General features: G+C 55.1%; 14 protein-coding genes. 2 read left to right on the forward strand and 12 right to left on the reverse strand.

Annotation, left to right across the window (positions count from 1 at the left end):
• Positions 1–72 precede the first annotated feature (72 nt).
• The 8 genes from AC4PR2_RS27390 to AC4PR2_RS27425 all read right to left on the reverse strand — a co-directional run bounded on the left by AC4PR2_RS27390 (position 73) and on the right by AC4PR2_RS27425 (position 2720).
• A complete protein-coding gene (locus tag AC4PR2_RS27390; RefSeq protein WP_492175836.1) occupies positions 73–363 on the reverse strand; it encodes a VpaChn25_0724 family phage protein in 291 nt (96 codons plus the stop codon).
• Positions 356–649 carry a DUF2730 family protein gene (locus tag AC4PR2_RS27395; RefSeq protein ID WP_492175837.1) on the reverse strand — a complete coding sequence of 98 codons (294 nt, stop codon included), beginning with the start codon at positions 647–649 and terminating at the stop codon, positions 356–358. The genes AC4PR2_RS27390 and AC4PR2_RS27395 overlap by 8 nt, the downstream gene beginning before the upstream one ends.
• Positions 650–656: 7 nt before the next feature.
• Complete coding sequence (locus AC4PR2_RS27400; protein WP_492175838.1) at positions 657–875, reverse strand: TraR/DksA family transcriptional regulator; 219 nt, start codon at positions 873–875, stop codon at positions 657–659.
• 9 nt (positions 876–884) lie between these two features.
• On the reverse strand, positions 885–1166 hold the full coding sequence (gene lysC, locus AC4PR2_RS27405; protein WP_492175839.1) for an Rz1-like lysis system protein LysC: 282 nt from the start codon (positions 1164–1166) through the stop codon (positions 885–887).
• Positions 1063–1443, reverse strand: coding sequence for a hypothetical protein (locus AC4PR2_RS27410; RefSeq protein ID WP_492175840.1), 381 nt, complete (start codon positions 1441–1443; stop codon positions 1063–1065). Before AC4PR2_RS27410 ends, lysC begins: the two co-directional genes overlap by 104 nt.
• Positions 1440–1952 carry a lysozyme gene (locus tag AC4PR2_RS27415; protein ID WP_492175841.1) on the reverse strand — a complete coding sequence of 171 codons (513 nt, stop codon included), beginning with the start codon at positions 1950–1952 and terminating at the stop codon, positions 1440–1442. Before AC4PR2_RS27415 ends, AC4PR2_RS27410 begins: the two co-directional genes overlap by 4 nt.
• Positions 1953–2061: 109 nt before the next feature.
• The gene (locus tag AC4PR2_RS27420; protein WP_492175842.1) at positions 2062–2490 is read right to left on the reverse strand and encodes a Mor transcription activator family protein; all 429 of its coding nucleotides are present in this window, start codon (positions 2488–2490) and stop codon (positions 2062–2064) included.
• 20 nt (positions 2491–2510) lie between these two features.
• Positions 2511–2720 (reverse strand): hypothetical protein, encoded by a 210-nt coding sequence (locus AC4PR2_RS27425; RefSeq protein WP_492175843.1) that lies wholly within the window; start codon positions 2718–2720, stop codon positions 2511–2513.
• Here AC4PR2_RS27425 and AC4PR2_RS27430 point away from each other — a divergent pair.
• Complete coding sequence (locus AC4PR2_RS27430) at positions 2719–3060, forward strand: hypothetical protein (RefSeq protein ID WP_492175844.1); 342 nt, start codon at positions 2719–2721, stop codon at positions 3058–3060. The genes AC4PR2_RS27425 and AC4PR2_RS27430 overlap by 2 nt on opposite strands.
• A gap of 24 nt (positions 3061–3084) precedes the next feature.
• Here AC4PR2_RS27430 and AC4PR2_RS27435 read toward each other — a convergent pair whose 3' ends face one another.
• Positions 3085–3606 carry a gp16 family protein gene (locus AC4PR2_RS27435; protein WP_492175845.1) on the reverse strand — a complete coding sequence of 174 codons (522 nt, stop codon included), beginning with the start codon at positions 3604–3606 and terminating at the stop codon, positions 3085–3087.
• A gap of 65 nt (positions 3607–3671) precedes the next feature.
• On the opposite strand from AC4PR2_RS27435, the gene AC4PR2_RS27440 reads away from it, so the two are divergent.
• A complete protein-coding gene (locus tag AC4PR2_RS27440) occupies positions 3672–3893 on the forward strand; it encodes a hypothetical protein (RefSeq protein ID WP_492175846.1) in 222 nt (73 codons plus the stop codon).
• Here the strand turns inward: AC4PR2_RS27440 and AC4PR2_RS27445 are convergent.
• The 3 genes from AC4PR2_RS27445 to AC4PR2_RS27455 all read right to left on the reverse strand — a co-directional run bounded on the left by AC4PR2_RS27445 (position 3862) and on the right by AC4PR2_RS27455 (position 4777).
• On the reverse strand, positions 3862–4149 hold the full coding sequence (locus AC4PR2_RS27445) for a hypothetical protein (protein ID WP_492175847.1): 288 nt from the start codon (positions 4147–4149) through the stop codon (positions 3862–3864). The genes AC4PR2_RS27440 and AC4PR2_RS27445 overlap by 32 nt on opposite strands.
• A 102-nt stretch (positions 4150–4251) precedes the next feature.
• Positions 4252–4440 (reverse strand): hypothetical protein, encoded by a 189-nt coding sequence (locus tag AC4PR2_RS27450; RefSeq protein WP_492175848.1) that lies wholly within the window; start codon positions 4438–4440, stop codon positions 4252–4254.
• A gap of 4 nt (positions 4441–4444) precedes the next feature.
• Positions 4445–4777, reverse strand: a complete 333-nt coding sequence (locus AC4PR2_RS27455) for a hypothetical protein (RefSeq protein WP_492175849.1) — start codon at positions 4775–4777, stop codon at positions 4445–4447.
• Between the last annotated feature and the right edge of the window lie 63 nt (positions 4778–4840).

Below are 4840 nucleotides of genomic sequence, written 5' to 3' on the forward strand. Positions count from 1 at the left end.
CGGATATCTTCCGGCAGCAGGTCGACCTTGCTGGCACGGCCGCGGGTGTTTTTTGGCTCCATCGCGACCTCCTTAGCTCAGGCGGGGTTTTTTCACGCCAGGCACGCGGGCGCGGCCGTCTGCCACATCCTGGCCACGGCCTGTAAGGCGTGCAACAAGAAACCCTCCGCGCAGTGTCTCAAGCCGTACCAGTTGCTGCTCTTCCAGCCAGCCCAACTGCACACGCACTTTATCGCGCGAAACCTTGTGACCGTAAGCGTCCAGGCAATCCTGCAACACGGATTCGTTAAGTTCGCCCTGGGTATCGTTCAGAGAACGCAGAATGACCAGGCGCTGATCTTGCGTCAAAATATCGTCAATCATTACCACTCCGCTTAATGACTTTTTCCAGCAGCAGCTGGTTCTGATGCGCCACGGCCCGCAGGCTGGCATTGGTTTCTTTCAGGTCACCGCGCAGCTCGGTGATCTCCACTTTTAGCGCGTGAACCTCATACTGGTTAGGTAACTTGCTCATGCGGGTTTCCATCGTCAGCAGACGATCGTCGAGTTGCTCTACGTCTTCCCGGCTGGCAAACGAGCGGCGCATCAGCCACATAAAAATGGCCCCGGCCGTGCTGACCGCCGAGAGTACCGGCGCGGCATAATTCATAATGAGATCAGCCCACACCGCGCACCTCCCGCAATTGTTGGCATTCAACACAACACACCGCATTCGGCACCGCCGCCAGGCGAGCTTCAGGAATGCGGGTGCCGCAATCTTCACATTCGCGCATCAGCGTCACCGGCGCGAGGCGGTTTGACCGCCGGCGGTGTGCCGCGAGGCGCTCTTCCAGAAACAGCGCCTCAGCTTCTGCGGCGCGGTCTAACGTATCCATGACATCGTCTCACTGTAAAATAGGGTGACTGCCGCTCGCGCCTTGCCGGTCTTGCTCTGCCCGCCGAATGTTGGTCTTGTCGACATTGCAGTTTTTTATGACGCCAAGCAGCTGCAGGTTGTATTCCACCGAAGCGCCAAAGGTGAATGGCGCCGGCAACGGCGGCACACGGCAATCCTGTAGCCATTCAGCGGGCATCGGTGGCGGCGCTATCGGCACGTATTGCGTCGATGGCGTGGCGCACCCGGTCAGCCACAGCGGCAGGCACAGGCACACGGGCCGCATCCACATCTGCAAGCGCGGTACGCACCTCCTGGCGCTCTTGTTCAAGGTGCCGTTGATTGGCATTTTTCTCATCGATACTCGCCTTTGAGAGCTGATTAAACAGCGCCAGCGCGCGCTGCTGGTTTTGCAATTGCAGGCGGGCAACATCACGCTCCCGCACTAACTGGTCGTTATCGGCTTTCAGCCGCGTTATAGCCCCCTGCTGGATTTGGGTTATGGCAAACAGCACCAACGCGCCCAGCACGGGTATCAGGCTAGCGATGCCCCCCCTGAGCCAGCTCATCGGACACCTGCCGGCTGTGGTAAATCGAACTGGCATAGCCACTGCGCCGCATCTGCGCGCGTCACCAGCCCCGGCAATACCTCACCCTTGGCATAGATCCAGCGCGGATACTCACGGCAGGAACGGGGAAGCTCACCGGCGTTGATAAGCCGGAGCAACGTAGAACGGCGGAAATTGCCGACGCCCTTGTTAACGATAAAGTCCGCCAGCGCGATACGTTGCCCGTCTGTTAACGGCACGGTGACAGACCGGTCGATTTCAGCAAATGCGTAGCGCAGGTCATGCTGCAACAGCGCCAGACACTCGGCGTCGGTTTTCACCATGCCAGGCTTGACGTCAGCGCCGGTGTGGCCATAGCAAATCGTCAGGATGCCAACCGGATCCCGATAGGCCGTGTTGGATTTACCTTCCCAATAACCGGTATAGGTCGACGCGATCCCAAGCAGGCCTGCACCGGAAAGGACGGCAGCGACTAACGAACCGCGTAGCGCGGGGGGAAGTTTTGGCATGGTTTATTTCCTGTCGATTTTTCCACAGGATAGGAAAGACGGTGTTTTGCGGGGGATTACGCCAAGTTAACAATCCGTCCCCTGGGGGCCAGTCGATTGTTAACGAGGATCAGGCGGGGAACAGGTCGGGCTGATTGCGGCGGCGGTGCAACTGGCGCTGCTGCTTTATCACATGGTAAATCTGCATCTGCGCCAGCCCATACTCCCGGCGCAGGCTCTCAATATCGGCACCATTGAACCACTTTTCGAAGATTTCGTCATCACGCAGCGCGGTAAACAGCGTCTCGCCGACCGGCAGGTAGTAATTGCGACCACCGAGATAGGCGGCGATCGCCGCAGCCTGCTTGCGCGACAGCCGGCGCGCGTCCTCCGCAGCCACCTTGTTACGCTGCAGCTCGCTGTCGAGCACATCCAGCAGGGCCGCCAGCAGCGCGGGCCATTTTCGCTGCAGGGTATCATCCGGCACAGCATCCAGCCGATCAATCAGCGCATCGACAGCCGGATCGGCGTCGAACAACTCGTTTTGGATCTCGCTCATGTCCACCTCGTTTGCTAACGTTATGAATGTGATCGTTTTTTTGGCGCAGGCGCGAAAGCGATCAATTTCTTGCCGCTCTTTAATTCGTCGCCATTTTTAGCGATAGCATTTTCATCAATGGACAGCCAGCCGATGCCCGTGGTGAGGATCTGCCAGGAGACGACAAACAAGGCAGCGGCGAGCAACAGACGTTCTTTGAACGAACTTTTTCGATAAAGGATTATTTCCATGATTGACAAACCTCTTTTGCATTTTGACATTAACGATGGTGATGAAGTACGGGCTTTATTAAGAGAACATAACGTTAAGTATATCAGTCTCGCAGCGCTATCATTCAGCTTTAGAGACATGGTTGAACTGGTAGAAAAACTTGCCACTCCCGCCGCATGGACAGCGTTATCAGCAGTTCTGGTGAGTTGGCTGCGCCGAGACAAGAAACGTTCTGTTAAATTAACGTTAGAAGGCGGAAAAATAAAGACGTTGAATATAGAAGGTTTTGATACCAAGGATGTGGAGCGCATTCTGTCCAAGGTTTCAGCCGTTGAGTTTATCCCGTCCGACAAAAAGTAACGCCTGCAAGTAGCAGGCGTTTATTTATTTTGCTTCGAATAAAATCACGTGTTTAAAACGCTTACGTATTTTCTCATAACTCTCCGCTGGAGTTCCCGGCGGGAGTTTTTCCAGCATACAGCGGCGGTGCCAACCCTTGAGGCTTTCCAGCACCTTCACTGCAAGTGCAGCGTCCTGATTAAGCCATGCCAACTGCTCGACGCCCAGCCCACCATTCTCGCCGGCGGTGCCACGTTTTAGCCAGGCGTTTAACGCCGTATTGCTGCCGCTACCGATAAAGCCCTGCTGGTGCATTTCGCGCCAGATAGCGCGGATTTTGGCGGGTAGGCTGCCCGGTTTAATCCCCCGATTGCCGGGTTTTGAACGGATTTTGAAGCCGCGTTTCTGGCAGACGGACAAGACGCGCACCAGCTCCGGCACGGTCATGTCCCGGCAGCTGGTTTTGCCGCCGGCGGCGTTGGCCAGCGTGGCTTTATAGGTCTCGTCGTCAAGGTGTAGATCACGCTTGGCAATATGAATTAACTTGATAAGGGATGTGCGATCCATTCGTACCTCCAAAAGAAAGGCGGTGTTACCGCACCGCCATCATGATTAATCAATGGAGACAATTAATGAAAGAAGAGAACCTTGATATTGCGGCATTTGAACTTGCCAGCAACCTGTTAGCCTTGCTCGTCGCTGAAGGGATTATCTCCCCGGAGAAAGCCCTGGCTTGCGCCAAAAAAACGCAGTTCAAAGCGACAGAGAAGTCGATTATTGGCACATCCAAGAAGCTGGACAGCCAATTCGATGCACTGATGATTACGCTCTCGGCGGCTCGTCGCAATCGATAAAAACGCGCGCATAAAGCGCGGGTGTCAATATCTCCGAGCTACTTAAACCAAGCTCGCGGCGTACGATACGATCGCGGGCTTTACGATTGTGCAGATCAGTTTCATCATCGATCAAGGCCACTTCGCGATCAACGACTGCTCTGAATTCGTCAACCGTCCAACCTTCGGTGATAGCACGATCCAAAATGCGGCGGGTAATGTCCAGGATACCGGCCTTTTTCAGCTCTTCTTCACGGTTTTTCAATGGGTAACGCATGGTGTTTTCCTCTCTTACGGGGTTAGTGTTGTGTTGCAAAATTTCGAAAGTGCAGTGGCGGCGATCGCCGCTGTCAGCCAGTCGGCTTTGTGCCGTTGGTGGTCATTGCGGGTTTACCTCCACGTCGATATCGGTTACTTCGACAATCTGGTTGCAATGTTCCAAGTCAATTTGATTTGCCGCCAAATCATGACTATTAACCAGTTCGACGGTTTCATCATGATCGACGCGGCGGATCACACGGCGGAATTCAACGGTTGCACGACCTGTAATAACGATATTGTTTTTCATTCAGCTATTCCTCACCTATTGGGTAGTCTGGCGCGTCGGGTATACGGCACCAGTGCGTCACCTCGTCGTAGTCGGTATCAATAACGCCGCCGATACGTTCATCGATAATGTCGCCCTGATGGTCGACGTGACCAACAACCGCTTCACCGAACCGGGTATAAAACAGCACAGTCTCGCCGGCTGACGGCCAGGTATCGACCAGCGCGAACCAGCTGGGGCGGATATCACTGAATGCAACGCTGACCAGCTTACCGCCGAGGATGTTCATATTGGCGTGCACCGGCGGCATCTCGTCGCCCTCAAAGGCCACAATGAAAGTCGCAATATTTTGGTTCATGCTTTAGCCTCCCGTGGGATGTCGGCATGATCAAACGGCAGGTAACGCACTATGTGAGCGCTG

The organism is Serratia sp. A07 (assembly GCF_058725505.1).

What these genes read in the sequence shown, in the direction of transcription:
- AC4PR2_RS27390 (WP_492175836.1), bottom strand. Translation starts at nt 363, where the DNA reads ATGATTGACGATATTTTGACGCAAGATCAGCGCCTGGTCATTCTGCGT.
- AC4PR2_RS27395 (WP_492175837.1), bottom strand. Translation starts at nt 649, where the DNA reads ATGAATTATGCCGCGCCGGTACTCTCGGCGGTCAGCACGGCCGGGGCC.
- AC4PR2_RS27400 (WP_492175838.1), bottom strand. Translation starts at nt 875, where the DNA reads ATGGATACGTTAGACCGCGCCGCAGAAGCTGAGGCGCTGTTTCTGGAA.
- lysC (WP_492175839.1), bottom strand. Translation starts at nt 1,166, where the DNA reads ATGTGGATGCGGCCCGTGTGCCTGTGCCTGCCGCTGTGGCTGACCGGG.
- AC4PR2_RS27410 (WP_492175840.1), bottom strand. Translation starts at nt 1,443, where the DNA reads ATGAGCTGGCTCAGGGGGGGCATCGCTAGCCTGATACCCGTGCTGGGC.
- AC4PR2_RS27415 (WP_492175841.1), bottom strand. Translation starts at nt 1,952, where the DNA reads ATGCCAAAACTTCCCCCCGCGCTACGCGGTTCGTTAGTCGCTGCCGTC.
- AC4PR2_RS27420 (WP_492175842.1), bottom strand. Translation starts at nt 2,490, where the DNA reads ATGAGCGAGATCCAAAACGAGTTGTTCGACGCCGATCCGGCTGTCGAT.
- AC4PR2_RS27430 (WP_492175844.1), top strand. Translation starts at nt 2,719, where the DNA reads ATGATTGACAAACCTCTTTTGCATTTTGACATTAACGATGGTGATGAA.
- AC4PR2_RS27425 (WP_492175843.1), bottom strand. Translation starts at nt 2,720, where the DNA reads ATGGAAATAATCCTTTATCGAAAAAGTTCGTTCAAAGAACGTCTGTTG.
- AC4PR2_RS27435 (WP_492175845.1), bottom strand. Translation starts at nt 3,606, where the DNA reads ATGGATCGCACATCCCTTATCAAGTTAATTCATATTGCCAAGCGTGAT.
- AC4PR2_RS27440 (WP_492175846.1), top strand. Translation starts at nt 3,672, where the DNA reads ATGAAAGAAGAGAACCTTGATATTGCGGCATTTGAACTTGCCAGCAAC.
- AC4PR2_RS27445 (WP_492175847.1), bottom strand. Translation starts at nt 4,149, where the DNA reads ATGCGTTACCCATTGAAAAACCGTGAAGAAGAGCTGAAAAAGGCCGGT.
- AC4PR2_RS27450 (WP_492175848.1), bottom strand. Translation starts at nt 4,440, where the DNA reads ATGAAAAACAATATCGTTATTACAGGTCGTGCAACCGTTGAATTCCGC.
- AC4PR2_RS27455 (WP_492175849.1), bottom strand. Translation starts at nt 4,777, where the DNA reads ATGAACCAAAATATTGCGACTTTCATTGTGGCCTTTGAGGGCGACGAG.